Source organism: Mesorhizobium sp. WSM4846 (assembly GCF_055811415.1).
Genome location: NZ_JBVVPZ010000017.1, coordinates 57,186 through 70,967, shown reverse-complemented (window position 1 = coordinate 70,967; position 13,782 = coordinate 57,186). Strand labels below are relative to the sequence as shown.

The window sequence follows — 13,782 nt, the reverse complement described above, 5'->3', positions numbered from 1 at the left end:
CGCGGTTTTTGGATGCTCAGCGCTCGAGCATTGCCTTCAGGCTGTTGAGGTCGCGCTGCACGGCCTCGGCGTCGGCAGCGAATATCTCCTCCGTCATGTCCGGCGTCCTCAACAGCACGAACATGACCTCCGCGCCGGTCCCGTTAGGAACCACGCGCACCGCATTGCGGGTTTCCTTGTCATCGGCAAAGACGATGTGATCGAGGACGCCGTATTCGTTCGGCCGGGAGAAGCGGATGCGGATGGGCCGCCGTCGGGGTCCTCCGCGGTCCATTCCTCGCCCGATCTTTCGAAGCGCCTGCCGAGGCCTGCCGCCCAGCGCTGGAAATTCTCAGGGATGGAGGCGAAGTCATAGACTTCGCGCCAGTCCCGGTCGATGGACACGGTGATGATGCGGGATTGTAGATCGTCATATCTGCCTCCTTTCAACGAAGGCAGACTAGGCCGCGTTGGCGGTGGCGTATTGAACGAAACGGCCAGCTCAGGCGCCGAGCTGCCGCAGAACCCTCGCCGGCGAGAAGCCCGACAGGCGCCGCACCTCGCGCGTCAGATGCGCCTGGTCGGAATAGCCCGCCTCGAACGCCAGACCGGCCAGGCGCGGCTCGGTGGACTGCCGCGCCAGGTTCAGGAACCGCTGGAAGCGGAGGATGCGGTCGAGCGTCTTCGGGCCATAGCCGAAAGCCTCCTGGCAGCGGCGGCGAAGCGTTCGCGGGCTGACGTCGAGCCGGTCGAGGATCACCGCCATGCCCGGACCGGCGGATTCGGTTTTCAGCGCGTTGAAGGCAAATCCCATGTCCGCAGGCGGCGGCTCGACATCCGGCGCAAGCCTGCACAGTGCCGCTTGCATCGCCCGCATCCGCTCTATCGTCGAGGACGCCTCGCCAATTTTTTCGGCGATTTCGCGCGCAAGCGCTCCCCAGAAGTGGCTGAGCGCCACCCGGCCGCCGACGATTTCCGACATCGGCAGGCCGAGCCATCGGCTTGCCGCACCCGGTCGGAAGCGGGCGCCGATCACCGTAGAGCCAGGTGTCAGAGTAGAGAGGGCAACGGCCACGTCGGGGCCCGCCACGACCAGATCGCCGTCGATCCAGGTGATGTCGACGCAGCCGTCGGGGACCACGGCCGACAGGCTCGCCGCGTCCGGGCGCAATGTATTGGACCAGGCACACTGGAAATGCCCGTCGAGTGCGGCCGCAGGATCGAACTCGCGGTACTCCCCGATTGCCCCGGAAAGGATTGGTGCCCCGGAAGGGACGGGTGTGTTGTCGGACGTCACGAGCCTCTCCTGTGAGGAACTTTAGGCATCGTGCCCTTCGGTCCCCAAAATCTATTGCGCTGGCGGCGGGCTTCAACCCTGTCCTCTGTGCTCCAACCCTCGTTTGGGGCCTGCACTGTGAGCGGGCGTCTGCGGTGCAATGCGTCTTGACGACCGGGGCGCCGTTCGATTGGCAGCTTTCACCGGCTGCTGGCGATGTCGCCCGCGATAGGCAGTTTGCCGTCTTTATCGCCATGGAGCCTTGACGCACGGGAACCATACACGTTAGGGCGTCCGGGCACGAACGATTGGCGACCAAGCAAGGAAATTCCAGCTGATGGAAATTTTTACCGCCGCCGGCCTCGCGGCCCTGCTCCAGGTCATTGCCATCGACCTTGTGCTTGCCGGCGATAATGCCATCGTCATCGGCCTTGCTGCGGCGGGCCTGCCGTCGGATCAGCGCAAGAAGGCGATTCTCGTCGGCATTGCGGCGGCCACCGTGCTTCGCATCTTCTTCGCTCTGATCACCCAGTGGCTCCTCACCATCGGCCCCATTCTCCTCATAGCCGGCGGCCTGCTGCTGCTTTGGGTGTGCTGGAAGATGTGGCGCGAGTTGCGTGTCAGCTACGAGCAGGAACATGACGCGACGGAAGCGTTGTCGAATGTCGATTACGACAAAAGCGGGACGATTGGCGGCAAGGGACCGCGCAAGACCTTCGCTCAGGCAGCCTGGCAGATCGTCATTGCCGACGTTTCGATGTCTCTCGACAACGTCCTTGCCGTCGCCGGCGCGGCGATGGACCATCCGACGGTCCTGATCATCGGCTTGGCGCTGTCGATTGCGCTGATGGGCTTCGCCGCTTCGTTTGTCGCTCGCCTCCTGCATAAGTACCGCTGGATCGCCTATATCGGCCTGGTGATCATTTTCTATGTCGCCGTGAAGATGCTTCTGGATGGTGCTGTGCAGCAGTGGCCCGAACAGTTTGCGTTCCTGGCACCCTGGTTCGGGCCGGGCGGTCATTGAAACCTGAGCAGTGCCGGTCTTAGCGTGCAGGCCCGCCCGAGGCGCCAAGCCACTCCTCGGTTTGCCTGATTGCGGAACTATGCTATTGCGCCGTGCGAATTGAGCTTCTGCGAAAGTTCAAAAGATCAACATGCATCGAGACTTCCGGGCCGGGCCTAAGGGTTTCCGGCCCGCGTCCATTGGAAACCGCAAATGTCTGCCCCTCGCGTCAGTTTCGTCAGCCTTGGATGCCCGAAAGCCCTCGTGGACTCGGAGCGCATCATCACGCGCCTGCGCGCCGAGGGCTATGAGATCGCGCGCAAGCATGACGGCGCCGATCTGGTCGTCGTCAACACCTGCGGCTTTCTCGATTCGGCTCGCGATGAATCGCTCAATGCCATCGGCTCCGCCCTTTCGGAGAACGGCAGGGTCATCGTCACCGGCTGTCTCGGCGCCGAACCGGACGTCATCCGCGAAAAACATCCCAACGTTCTCGCCATCACCGGTCCGCAGGCCTACGAGAGCGTGATGGCTGCGGTGCATGAGGCCGCGCCCCCGAGCCACGATCCCTATGTCGACCTTTTGCCGCCGCAAGGCGTCAAGCTCACGCCGCGCCACTATGCCTATCTCAAGATTTCGGAGGGCTGCAACAACCGCTGCACCTTTTGCATCATCCCGGCGCTGCGCGGCGATCTCGTCTCGCGGCCGGCGGCCGACGTGCTGCGCGAGGCCGAGAAACTGGCCAAGGCCGGCGTCAAGGAAATCCTGGTGATCTCGCAGGACACCAGCGCCTACGGCATCGACATCAAATACCAGACCAGCATGTTCGGCGATCGCGAAGTGCGGGCCAAATTCCTCGATCTGTCGGAGGAACTCGGCAAGCTCGGCGTCTGGGTACGCATGCACTATGTCTACCCCTACCCGCATGTCGCCGATGTCATCCCGCTGATGGCCGAAGGAAAGATCCTTCCCTATCTCGACATCCCGTTCCAGCACGCCTCGCCGCGAGTGCTGAAGAACATGCGCCGGCCCGCCCATGGCGAGAAGACGCTCGACCGCATTCGCGGCTGGCGCGAAATCTGTCCGGATCTGGCGATCCGCTCCACCTTCATCGTCGGCTTCCCCGGCGAGACGGACGACGATTTCGAGATGCTGCTCGACTGGCTGGACGAAGCCAGGATCGACCGCGCCGGCTGCTTCAAATACGAGCCGGTCAGGGGCGCCCGCTCCAACGACCTCGGCCTCGAGCAGGTCCCGCAGGAAATCAAGGAGGCGCGCTGGCACCGTTTTATGCAGCGTCAGCAGAAGATCTCGGCGACGCAACTCGCCAGGAAGGTCGGCAAGCGCCTGCCAGTGCTGATCGACGAGGCGCATGGCACCTCGGCGAAGGGCCGCACCAAATACGACGCACCCGAAATCGACGGCTCCGTGCATATCCAGTCGCGGCGCCCGTTGCGTGCCGGCGATGTCGTCACCGTCAAGATCGACCGTGCCGACGCCTACGATCTCTACGGCTCGGCGGTCTGACCGCATCTCGCTTTATGGCGCTGCGTCCTTTCGGGCGGCAAAGGACGCCGCATAACACCTGATTTTGCGCATGACCCTTCCCGAAATCGATCCCGATTTCGGGCTTTTGCTAAACGAAAGGGCGCCGCGCGGCGCCCTTCCTGTCAAGATTTTGGCCTGTCAAGATTTTGGCCCATCTTGCACTTACTGCGGCAGCTTGTCGTCGACGCCCTTGACGTAGAAGTTCATGCCGAGCAGCGTAGGATCGTCGGCGACTTCGCCTTCCTTCAGCCACGGCGTGCCGTCCTGCTTGGCAATCGGGCCGGTGAACGGGTTCCATCCTTCGACGATCTTCTTCTCGGTGGCTTCCGCCATCGCCTTCACGTCGTCGGGCATGTTGGTGTAAGGGGCCATTTTAACGGCGCCGTCCTTGATGCCCAGCCAGACATTGCCGGGTTTCCATGTGCCGTCGAGCGCGGCCTTCACCCGGCCGATATAGTACGGGCCCCAATCGTCGACGATCGAGGTCAACTGCGCCTTGGGGGCGAACTTGATCATGTCCGAAGACTGGCCGAAGCCCTGCAGTCCGCGCTCTTCGGCGACTTGCAGGGCAGCGGTCGAGTCGGTGTGCTGGACGATGATGTCGGCGCCCTGGTCGAACAGAGCCTTGGCGGCATCGGCTTCCTTGCCCGGATCGAACCATGAATTGATCCAGACGATCTTCGCCTTGAAATCCGGCTTGATCGACTGGGCGCCGAGCATGAAGGAATTGATACCCATCACCACTTCGGGAATCGGGAACGAAACGATGTAGCCGGCGACGCCAGACTTCGATTGCTTGGCGGCGATCTGGCCGAGGATGTAGCGGCCTTCGTAGAAACGTGCGTTGTAGATGCCGAGATTTTCTGATGTCTTGTAGCCGGTCGCGTGTTCGAACATCACGTCGGGGAATTTCTTGGCGACCTTCACTTCGGGGTCCATGAAGCCGAAGGACGTGCCGAAAATGATCTTGCATCCTTCGCGCGCCAGGCGCTCGAAGGCACGATCGGCATCGGGACCCTCGGAGACGTTCTCCAGATAAGCGGTCTCGACCTTGTCGCCGAGCGCCTTCTCCACGTCCAGGCGGCCCTGGTCATGCTGGTACGAATAGCCGAAATCGCCGATCGGGCCGGTATAGACCCAACAGGCTTTCAGCTTTTCCTGCGCTTCGGCGGTCGCCGCCAGCGACAATGCCGCCGCCGCGGTCATCAGCGCAATAAGCAGTTTTTTCATCGTGTTACCTCTCTGAGTTAAGCCTTGGAGCTTCCCGTTTGTCTTTTATTGTCAACGATCCGGAACGAATGGCTGCCCCAAGGAAGCCGGTGTGTTCATCATCGTCAAACGCTTGTTGCGCGAGATTAGAACGAGAACCACGATGGTTGCCAGATAGGGCAACGAAGAAAGCAGTTGCGAGGGAACCGGAATCCCAAAAGCCTGTGCATGAAGCTGGCCGATCCAGACCGCGCCGAAGATATAGGCGCCCGCCAGCACCCGCCATGGCCGCCATGATGCGAACACGACCAGCGCCAGCGCAATCCAGCCGCGCCCGGCGGTCATGTTCTCCACCCATTGGGGCGTATAGACCAGCGACAGGTGGCCCCCGGCAAGGCCCGCACAGGCGCCGCCGAAGATCACCGCCAGGTAGCGGTAGCGGATGACCTTGATGCCAAGCGCATGGGCCGATGTGTGGCTGTCGCCGATCGAGCGCAGCGTCAGTCCGGTGCGGGTCTTGAACAGGAACCACATGACGGCGGCGGTCAATGCAATCGAGATGTAGAAGATCGGGTCCTGGCCGAACAGCAACCTGCCGATGACGGGCATCGCTGTCAGGCCGGGAATGTCGAGGTTTGGCAGCCTTGCGCCGGGCTGGCCGACAAAGCTGGTGCCCATCATGCCGGAAAGCCCTAGGCCGAGCAGTGTCAGCGACAGGCCGGTCGCAACCTGGTTGGTGGCCAGCGACAAGGTCATGACGGCGAACAGCAGTGAAAACACCGCACCCAGGGCGATCGCCGCCAACAACCCGATCCATGGCGATCCGGTGAGATAGCCGGCGCCGAAACCGCCGACCGCCCCCATGATCATCATGCCTTCGACGCCGAGATTGAGCACGCCGGAACGTTCGACCACCAGCTCGCCGATCGCCGCGATCAGCAAAGGCGTCGCCGCGGTTGCGATGGTCAAAAGAATGTTGACGGTGATGTCCATCAGCGGGCCTCCTCCAGCTTCGGCGCGGCTTCAAGCGTCGGCGCAGCCAGGCCGATCAGACGAATGCGGTAGTGAATGAGCGTGTCGCAGCCGAGCACGAAGAACAGGAGCATGCCCTGGAACACGCGCGCCACCTTGTCGGAGATGCCGAGCGCGCTTTGCACCGCCTCGCCGCCAAGATAGGTCAGCGCCAGCACCAGGCCCGCCGCGACAATGCCTAATGGATTGAGCCGGCCGAGGAACGCCACGATGATGGCGGCAAAGCCGTAGCCGGGCGAAATCACCGGCTGCAGCTGGCCGATGGCGCCGGAGACTTCCGAGATGCCGGCAAGTCCGGCCAGTGCCCCCGACAGCATGAAGGCGAAGAACACCATCCGGTGGATGCCGAAGCCGGCGAAGCGCCCTGCCCTGGGGCTTGAGCCGAGCACGCGGACCTCAAAGCCTTTCAGCATGCGGCTCATGAGGATCCAAACCAGCACCGCCGCGACCAGCGCGAACACGAAACCCCAATTGGCGCGGCCGGAGGCCGGCATCAGTTCCGGCAATATCGCCGAGTCGTTGAACTGTATCGTCTGCGGGAAATTGAAACCCTTCGGATCGCGCCACGGCCCGCGCACCAGCCAGTCGAGGAACAGCTGCGCGACATAGACCAGCATCAGGCTGGTCAGGATCTCGTTGGTGTTGAAGCGCGCCTTGAGCAGGGCGGGAATGGCGGCGTAGGCGGCACCGCCGACCATGCCGAACAGCAGCATCAGCGGCAGCACCAGCGGCCCTTCAAACTGCGGAAACAGCACCGGAATGCTTGATCCGACGATGCCGCCCAGGATGAACTGGCCTTCCGCGCCGATGTTCCAGATGTTGGCTCTGTAGCAAACCGACAGGCCGACCCCGATCAGGATGAGCGGTGCCGCCTTGATCGCCAGCTCATGCAGCTGCCAGACCTGACTGACAGGCTCGAGGAAGTAGATTTGGAACGCCTTCAAGGGATTGACGCCAAGCAGCGCGAACAGGATGGCGCCGGCAATGATCGTCAGCACGAATGCAATGAAGGGCGACAGCGCCGAGAACAGCATCGAGCGCTGCGGCCGTTTGACGAGTTCGAGGCGCATCATGACGTCTCCAGAGCGTGTTCGGCGTGGCCCGGCTCGGCCCCGCCCATCAGCAGTCCGATCTTTTCGAACGTCGCCTCGGCGATCGGCAAAGGCTTCGACAACTCGCCATTGTGCATCACCGCGATCGCGTCGGATATCTCGAACAATTCGTCGAGATCCTGGCTGATGACCAGCACTGCCGAGCCGCTGCGCGCCAATTCGATAAGCGTCTGCCTGATATGGGCGGCCGCACCGGCGTCGACGCCCCAGGTCGGCTGATTGACGACCATGACGCTTGGCCTGCGGTCGAGTTCGCGGCCGACGATGAATTTCTGCAGGTTGCCGCCTGAAAGCGCTGCCGCCTCCGGGTCCGCAGCGCTCTTGCGCACATCCATCGCCTTGATGATGCGTTGGGCAGCTGCATAGATCGCATCGCTTTTGACCATTCCGCCGGCGCCGACAAAAACCTTGCCGTCGGTGGCATGGCGCGACAGCAGCAGGTTTTCCGAAAGCTTCATGCGCGGTGCTGCACCGTGGCCGAGCCGCTCTTCCGGCACGAAGGCAGCGCCCATCAGCCGTCTGCCGGTGATGCTGAGGTGGCCGGCGTCCTTGCCGCGGATACGCACCGAGGCGGCATCCTGCTGCGGCACCTCACCGGAAACGGATTCGAAGAACTCGCCCTGGCCGTTGCCGGCGACGCCTGCAATGCCGATCACTTCGCCGGCGCGTACGGCCAGGTTGATGTTTCTGAGCGGGATCGAGAACGGCGTTGCGGGCTTGCGGCTGAGCGCGCGGATTTCAAGCAGCGGCTGCGCAGTCTCGATACCCTGGGCCGGCGCGCGCACCACGGCCTGCACGTCGTTGCCGACCATCATGCGCGCCAGCGATGCCGCGGTTTCCTTGCGCGGATTGCAATGGCCAACGACCTTGCCGTGGCGCAGCACGGTAGCGCGGTCGCAGATACGCTTGACCTCTTCCAGCCGGTGCGAAATGTAGAGGATGGACTTTCCTTCCGAGCGCAGCCGTTCGAGCGTCTCGAACAGCTTGTCGGCTTCCTGCGGCGTCAGCACCGAGGTCGGCTCGTCGAGGATGATGAGCTGCGGCGTCTGCAGCAGACAGCGGATGATCTCGATACGCTGGCGCTCACCGACCGAGAGGTCGCCGACCAGCGATTGCGGATCGAGCGGCAGGCCGTAGCTATAGGAAAGCGCCCTCGCCTTCGCGGCGATCGTGCTGATCGGCGAACCGTCGTCCAGCGACAGCGCGATGTTCTCGGCCGCCGTCAGTGCCTCGAACAGCGAAAAATGCTGGAACACCATGCCGATGCCAAGCTTCTTCGCAAAGCCGGGATTGGTGATCGTGACCGCCTGGCCGTTCCAGAAAATCTCGCCCGAATTGGGCTCCAGCGTTCCGAACAGCATTTTGACGAGCGTCGACTTGCCGGCGCCGTTCTCGCCGAGCAACGCATGGATTTCGCCTTTTGCGACGATGAGATCGATATGGTCGCACGCTGTCAGTGTGCCGAACGTCTTGGTAAGGCCACGAACCTCAAGCAGGTTGGCGTCGTCCTGATTTGCACTCACAGTGCCTCCCATCTGGTTTGCCAGATATGTTCTGTGTTCCCGCAGGCATGGTATGCGTGGCCTGCTGTCGTCGCAAAGCGGCACCCGTCTTGAAAGAGCTTCAAGAATTTCAGCGGAAACCTAACGCATCGGCCCGAAAATCGAAATCGATTTTCGGAAAGCACGATGCGCAGATTCAAAATGTCTGAGCGTGCTTTTGTGCGTCCAAGTGGACGCAGGTCGCTCCAAGCGATGGCAAGGCTCAGGGGACAATAATGGTTGTCCCGGTCGTCCTGCGGCCTTCGAGGTCGGAATGCGCCCTGCCGGCGTCCTGGAGCGCGTAGCGCTGATTGATCTTGATCTTGACCGCGCCGCTGAGCACGATTTCGAACAGCGCGGCGGCGGACGCCTCCAGGTCTTCGCGCCTGGCGTTGTAGACGAACAGTGTTGGACGGGTTGCAAACAGCGAACCTTTCTGCGCCAGCAATGACATGCTGAACGGCGGGACCGGTCCCGACGATTGGCCGAAGCTGGCGAACATGCCGAGCGGCTTCAGGCAGTCGAGCGAAGCCGGAAAGGTGTCGTTGCCGACCGAATCATAGACGACGTCGCACTTCTTGCCGCCGGTGATGGCGAGGACGCCGGCGACGAAGTCCTGCTCGCGGTAGTTGATGACGTGGTCGAAGCCATGCGCCTTGGCGAGCTCGATCTTGTCGGCGGAGCTGGCGGTGCCGATCACGGTTGCGCCGAGATGCTTGGCCCATTGGCCGAGGATCAGCCCGACGCCGCCGGCCGCCGCGTGAAACAGGATCGTGTCGCCCGCCTTCACCTCGAAGGTACGGCGCAGCAGATATTCCGCCGTCATCCCTTTCAGAATCATGGCGGCCGCCTGTTCGTCGCTGATGCCGTCCGGCACCTTGACGACGCGATCGGCGGCGATCACGCGTTGTTCGGCGTAGGCGCCAGTCGTCACGGCGTAGGCGATGCGATCGGCCGGCTTCAGCCAGTCGACGTCCGCGCCCACTTCCACCACCACCCCGGCCGCCTCGCCGCCGGGTATCAGCGGGAAACCGCCTGGCGGCGGGTAAAGGCCGGAGCGATGATAGACGTCGATGAAATTGAGGCCGATCGCCGTGTGCCTGACCAGGATTTGCCCCGAGCCGGGCTGGCCCGGATCGGCGTCCTCATAGGTCAGGACCTCCGGACCGCCATGGGCGTGGATGCGTATTGCTTTGGACATTGATGAGGCTCTCTTGGGACCAGACTCTATGGGATCAGGTTTTCTTGGCGCCGAGCGTTGGAAAGAGCTGCATGATACCCCCGATGCATGCGAGGTAAAGTCCGGTGACCGTGATGCCAATCTTGGTGAAGACACTCACCTGCTCGCCCAGGACGCCGATCTGGTCGTAGAAGGCGGCAAGAGCTGCCTGCGCCAGCGCCAGCGCTCCGAAAGCGCACCATAGCAGCGTCATGCCAAGGTTGATCGGCCGCAGCCGCGCCACCCGCACCGGGTGGATGAAATTGATCGGCACAAAGGTCAGGATGCCGGCCACCACGACCACGGCGAAGGAAACCCATTGTCCCGGCTCGATGATGAACAGCGTGAACACCACCATGTTCCAGACCACGGGAAACCCCTTGAAGAAATTCTCCTTGGTCTTCATCCCGGTGTCGGCATAGTAGATCGCGCTCGACACGACGATGATCGCCGCCGACAGGAACGACAGGCCCTCGCCCATGAAGCCGCGCTGGTAAAGCGCGAAGGCCGGTATCAGCACATAGGTGACGTAATCGATGATGTTGTCGAGGAGTTCGCCCGACCACGTCGGCAGGATTTCCTTGACCTCGAGTTTCCTGGCGATCGGCCCGTCGATGCCGTCGACGAACAGCGCCAGCCCCAGCCACCAGAACATCGCCGTCCAGCGCTGCTCGCTCGCCGCCACCAGCGACAGGAACGCCAGGAACGAGCCCGACGCGGTCAGCAGATGCACCGAAAACGCGCGCGCCTGCGGCCATGTGACTTTCTTCTTCGGCCTCGGAATCTTGTCGGCGATTTTCCTGGCCGTGATTTTTCCGGCCGTGATTTTTCTGGCCGTTGTTTTTTTGCTCACGGGCCCCGCCAGTCCAGCTTGCAGATTTCGGCCGAGCGGCCGGCAAAATTCCAGTTGCGGCCGAAGGCCCGCATCTTGCTCTTGTCGGACCTGGCGACGATGATCTCCGGTGCGATCCAGTACTCCGAATTGCTGATCACCGTATCCTTGTCGCGGTCCTTGCCGGAAATCGGCGTTACCGCTCCATCGATGATCTTCGGGATCTGGAAGATCCGCGTCCTGTCGCGCGTCTCATAGGTGATCGGCGCCTGCTCGACGCCGAGGAACTTTCCGACCAGGATGGAGAGCAGCGAGGTGGTCCCGCCTGCCTTGCCGGTGAAAATCCTGGTCAGCGCCTTTACCGCGTAGACTGAGGCGCGCTTGTCGATGAACAGTCCGGCGGTCCAGTTGCCGCGGCTCATATAGCCGGGGATTTCCATGACCAGCCCAAGATTGAGGCCGGACAGCTCGACCTCGCCGAAATGGCCGGCATCGATGCGGAACCCCGCCCAGGTCTGACAATAGCCCTCGGTCGGCGGATGATTGCCGAGAGACAGCACGCAAGGACAAAAAACCGTGCAATTGCAGGAGAGCACCAACTCTCCTTTCATTGCCCAGCCTTGATCCGCCATAGAATTCTCTCCCTATGCCGAGACTACTAGCAGGGCGGTTGCCCAGACAAGCAGTATCGCACCGGCGAGCCGGGTTGGCAGCCTGCCCGCCGTCTGTTTTTCAATCAAGGTGAACAGGCCGATCAACGCCAACCAGAACACGTTCATCACACCGACGGCGAACATCACCAGCATCAGCGCCCAGCAGCAGCCGAGGCACCAGACACCCTGCTCTATGCCGAGCCGGAAAATGCGGCCGGGCCTCGCGCTCCAGTTCGAAAACAGGATCGAGAACGGGCTTTTGCATTTTGTCAGGCAGGCTTCCTTCAGGCCGCTGAACTGATAGAGGCCAGCAACCAGAAGCGCAGCCGCTCCTGTCGCTCCGACCACCGGATCGAGCATCTGCACAGATGAGGCGAGGGCGTGAACGATGAGCGTCAGCGCCGCAAACACTGCCGACGCAGCCAACCACACGCTGAGGTAACCGGCGACCAGAATCAGCGGATGGACGACCGCTTCGCCCTTGATCCGCGCGGTGTCGGCAATCTCGCAATAGGTGCGGATCATCGGCGCCGCCGAAGGCAGCATGGTGGCGACCGCCATCAGGAACCACATGATGATGAGCGCTCCGGCCTGCGCGCCGACGCCCCCGTCGAGCGGCGCAGGTGCAAGACAAAGGCTGAAGAAGCGCTCGAGAAGATCCGGCAGCGGCAGCCCCGGCAGGTACCTGAGCATCGTGTCGCCGGGTGCATCGACGCCCGGAACCCGGCTTTCGGCGCCACGTATGGCCATGGCGCCAAGCAGCAGCCATGCCAGGACGACGGCTGCGCCCAAAACGATGTTCACCGCCAGTCGAGGATTGCGCGAGACGTTTCCCGCGGCGCGGCCAAAACGGTCGAGATGACTGAAATCATGGTCTTCGGCGGTCATGGCAGTCGAATGGGCCGAATCGCCGCGTTGATCAAGCCGCATGATCTGATCTATATGCTCATCAGGTCTGACCGACCGCCTCGCATCGCAACCGGGAAGCCGAATTGGACCGTCGGGAAACAGCACGGATACTGGTTGCCGGCAGTGGCCCGGCAGGGCTGATTGCAGCGCTTGGTTTCGCAGACGCCGGCTTTCCCGTGACGCTCGTCGGTCCCGAGGCAAATGGCCAGGACGGCCGCACGACGGCCTTGATGAACCCGGCCCTGAAGATCCTCGAACGGTTGGGCGTGCTCGATGCGGTGAGGTCCCAGGGCGCACCGCTGAAGGTGATGCGCATCGTCGATGCAACCAGCCGGCTGATCCGCAGCCCGGTGGTCATTTTCCGCGCCAGCGAAATCGGCGAGGAGCAGTTCGGACTGAATTTACCCAACAGTGCGCTCAACCCCGCACTTGCCCGTGTTGTTGCCGCCCATTCCGGCATCGAATGGCGAAAAGCGATGGTAGAGACCTGGCGCCTCGAGGGCGACCATGCGCATGCGATCCTATCTGACGGCAGCGAGATCACGGCATCGCTGGCCGTCGCGGCCGATGGCCGTCTGTCGCCGGCCCGCGAGGCTGCCGGCATCTCGACGTCGGTGCGGTCCTATCCGCAGGCGGCATTGGTTCTCAATTTCGGCCACCGCAGCGACCACGCGTTCACTTCGACCGAGTTCCACACCGAGACCGGCCCGTTCACCCAGGTTCCCCTGCCCGGCAACCGGTCGAGCCTCGTCTGGGTGGTAGAGCCGGAAACGGCGAAGGAACTCGCCGCACTGGACGACGCGGCGCTTTCGATGCGGGTCGAACAGCGGATGCAATCGATGCTGGGCCGGGTTTCCGTCGAACCCGGGCGGCAGGTCTACCAGCTTTCCGGCGTGACGCCGCGGTGCTTCGCGCGCAACCGGGTGGCACTTGTCAGCGAAGCCGCCCATGTGTTTCCGCCGATCGGTGCGCAAGGCCTAAACCTTGGTATCAGGGATATCGATGATCTAATTGGAATTGCTTGCGAAAAAAGGGATGATCCAGGCGCCGTCAAGGCCCTCGCAGCCTATGATTTCAAGCGCCGGCCCGACATCCTGGCGCGCAGCAATGCGGTCAACCTGCTCAACAAGTCGCTGCTCTCGCAGATGCTGCCGGCACAGATGGCGCGCAGCGCCGGCCTTGGCGTGCTCGGCGGCTTCGCGCCGCTCCGCGCCTTTTTCATGCGCGAGGGGCTGCGGCCCGGCAGTGGTTTTGCGGCGCTCGCCGGCGGCTTGAGGAAACAGATCCGGCGGTAGCTCAGGGCGCGCTGGCCCGCAGCTTGGTCGGGCGTCAAGCGCTTCGGCATTGAATTCATGCGGCGTCTACGCCAAATAGGATATCGGCCATAAGTCGGGCTCGATTTTTTGAAGCGTAACGCGTAAATTCAAGGTCTTAGAGCGTCTTTGCGCATTCCAGGGGTGCGGCGCTCT

The 13,782-nt window shown here is 62.7% G+C and carries 12 protein-coding genes and 1 pseudogene; 3 read left to right on the top strand and 10 right to left on the bottom strand.

What is annotated here, in order from left to right; all coding sequences use genetic code 11:
• Positions 1-16 precede the first annotated feature (16 nt).
• Together AC0L15_RS16365 and AC0L15_RS16360 are read right to left on the bottom strand one after the other, a co-directional pair.
• Positions 17-429: pseudogene (locus tag AC0L15_RS16365) on the bottom strand (SRPBCC family protein).
• Between the two features lie 52 nt (positions 430-481).
• Positions 482-1,276 (bottom strand): helix-turn-helix domain-containing protein, encoded by a 795-nt coding sequence (locus AC0L15_RS16360; RefSeq protein ID WP_287248780.1) that lies wholly within the window; start codon positions 1,274-1,276, stop codon positions 482-484.
• Positions 1,277-1,592: 316 nt separating this feature from the next.
• Between AC0L15_RS16360 and AC0L15_RS16355 the strand changes: the two genes are divergently transcribed.
• Positions 1,593-2,279, top strand: a complete 687-nt coding sequence (locus AC0L15_RS16355; protein WP_023801832.1) for a TerC family protein — start codon at positions 1,593-1,595, stop codon at positions 2,277-2,279.
• A 192-nt stretch (positions 2,280-2,471) separates the two neighbouring features.
• Positions 2,472-3,785, top strand: coding sequence for a 30S ribosomal protein S12 methylthiotransferase RimO (rimO, locus tag AC0L15_RS16350; protein ID WP_287248779.1), 1,314 nt, complete (start codon positions 2,472-2,474; stop codon positions 3,783-3,785).
• Positions 3,786-3,968: 183 nt separating this feature from the next.
• Here the strand turns inward: rimO and AC0L15_RS16345 are convergent, their stop codons facing one another.
• From AC0L15_RS16345 to AC0L15_RS16310, 8 genes are all read right to left on the bottom strand, one after another.
• Positions 3,969-5,036, bottom strand: a complete 1,068-nt coding sequence (locus AC0L15_RS16345) for a BMP family ABC transporter substrate-binding protein (protein ID WP_023801834.1) — start codon at positions 5,034-5,036, stop codon at positions 3,969-3,971.
• 51 nt (positions 5,037-5,087) lie between these two features.
• Entirely contained in the window at positions 5,088-6,008 is a 921-nt protein-coding gene (locus AC0L15_RS16340) for an ABC transporter permease (protein WP_077377988.1), read from the bottom strand.
• Positions 6,008-7,120, bottom strand: a complete 1,113-nt coding sequence (locus AC0L15_RS16335; protein ID WP_128169542.1) for an ABC transporter permease — start codon at positions 7,118-7,120, stop codon at positions 6,008-6,010. Before AC0L15_RS16335 ends, AC0L15_RS16340 begins: the two co-directional genes overlap by 1 nt.
• A complete protein-coding gene (locus AC0L15_RS16330) occupies positions 7,117-8,694 on the bottom strand; it encodes an ABC transporter ATP-binding protein (RefSeq protein ID WP_287241493.1) in 1,578 nt (525 codons plus the stop codon). Before AC0L15_RS16330 ends, AC0L15_RS16335 begins: the two co-directional genes overlap by 4 nt.
• Positions 8,695-8,923: 229 nt before the next feature.
• Entirely contained in the window at positions 8,924-9,901 is a 978-nt protein-coding gene (locus AC0L15_RS16325) for a quinone oxidoreductase family protein (protein ID WP_287248777.1), read from the bottom strand.
• Positions 9,902-9,935: 34 nt separating this feature from the next.
• Positions 9,936-10,772: a phosphatidylcholine synthase gene (gene pcsA, locus AC0L15_RS16320; protein WP_287248775.1), complete on the bottom strand. Its 837-nt coding sequence runs from the start codon at positions 10,770-10,772 to the stop codon at positions 9,936-9,938.
• On the bottom strand, positions 10,769-11,383 hold the full coding sequence (locus AC0L15_RS16315) for a DUF1326 domain-containing protein (RefSeq protein ID WP_287248774.1): 615 nt from the start codon (positions 11,381-11,383) through the stop codon (positions 10,769-10,771). Before AC0L15_RS16315 ends, pcsA begins: the two co-directional genes overlap by 4 nt.
• A gap of 12 nt (positions 11,384-11,395) precedes the next feature.
• Positions 11,396-12,334 carry a DUF2182 domain-containing protein gene (locus AC0L15_RS16310; RefSeq protein WP_473496570.1) on the bottom strand — a complete coding sequence of 313 codons (939 nt, stop codon included), beginning with the start codon at positions 12,332-12,334 and terminating at the stop codon, positions 11,396-11,398.
• A gap of 62 nt (positions 12,335-12,396) precedes the next feature.
• Between AC0L15_RS16310 and AC0L15_RS16305 the strand changes: the two genes are divergently transcribed.
• Positions 12,397-13,608 carry a UbiH/UbiF family hydroxylase gene (locus tag AC0L15_RS16305; protein ID WP_287248772.1) on the top strand — a complete coding sequence of 404 codons (1,212 nt, stop codon included), beginning with the start codon at positions 12,397-12,399 and terminating at the stop codon, positions 13,606-13,608.
• Positions 13,609-13,782 lie beyond the last annotated feature (174 nt).

Bases quoted from the DNA above. Each gene is read 5' to 3' on its own strand.
- AC0L15_RS16325 (WP_287248777.1), bottom strand. From the start codon at position 9,901: ATGTCCAAAGCAATACGCATCCACGCCCATGGCGGTCCGGAGGTCCTG.
- AC0L15_RS16340 (WP_077377988.1), bottom strand. From the start codon at position 6,008: ATGGACATCACCGTCAACATTCTTTTGACCATCGCAACCGCGGCGACG.
- AC0L15_RS16310 (WP_473496570.1), bottom strand. From the start codon at position 12,334: ATGCGGCTTGATCAACGCGGCGATTCGGCCCATTCGACTGCCATGACC.
- AC0L15_RS16315 (WP_287248774.1), bottom strand. From the start codon at position 11,383: ATGGCGGATCAAGGCTGGGCAATGAAAGGAGAGTTGGTGCTCTCCTGC.
- rimO (WP_287248779.1), top strand. From the start codon at position 2,472: ATGTCTGCCCCTCGCGTCAGTTTCGTCAGCCTTGGATGCCCGAAAGCC.
- AC0L15_RS16355 (WP_023801832.1), top strand. From the start codon at position 1,593: ATGGAAATTTTTACCGCCGCCGGCCTCGCGGCCCTGCTCCAGGTCATT.
- AC0L15_RS16330 (WP_287241493.1), bottom strand. From the start codon at position 8,694: ATGGGAGGCACTGTGAGTGCAAATCAGGACGACGCCAACCTGCTTGAG.
- AC0L15_RS16335 (WP_128169542.1), bottom strand. From the start codon at position 7,120: ATGATGCGCCTCGAACTCGTCAAACGGCCGCAGCGCTCGATGCTGTTC.
- AC0L15_RS16345 (WP_023801834.1), bottom strand. From the start codon at position 5,036: ATGAAAAAACTGCTTATTGCGCTGATGACCGCGGCGGCGGCATTGTCG.